This window comes from Bartonella sp. AA83SXKL (assembly GCF_042196965.1).
GTDB lineage: Bacteria > Pseudomonadota > Alphaproteobacteria > Rhizobiales > Rhizobiaceae > Bartonella.
Genome location: NZ_JBHIRG010000222.1, coordinates 1 through 337 on the forward strand (window position 1 = coordinate 1; position 337 = coordinate 337).

At 39.5% G+C, this 337-nt stretch carries 1 protein-coding gene; it reads right to left on the minus strand.

The window, feature by feature from the left end:
- Positions 1-143: 143 nt before the first annotated feature.
- The coding region (locus ACFINO_RS10750; RefSeq protein ID WP_375655839.1) for a hypothetical protein at positions 144-337 on the minus strand (194 nt) is incomplete at its 5' end.

Below are 337 nucleotides of genomic sequence, written 5' to 3' on the forward strand. Positions count from 1 at the left end.
TGCTAAGAGAGCCAAGCGACGGGGCGAAGCGGAAGCAAGTATCAATTGGATTTCCTCTAAGGAGGTTTCTTCCAAACGAGATTTTTTAAAGAAAGTTTTTCTTATGACTTCCATTTCCACCCCCTCAGAATGATTTTAAACGACTAGCCAATGCGTTTAGCATCCCTGATTTTCTTTTTTGAGAGACCTCTGATATTCTTTACTCCCTCATATAACGCATTTCCAGGACGATTTTTGCTCTTGGAAGCAAGATAAAGGCTTTTAGGAACACTATTGCTGCTTTTAGAAAAAGTAACAACCACAGATGAACTACTTATAGCGATATATAATGCGGCCT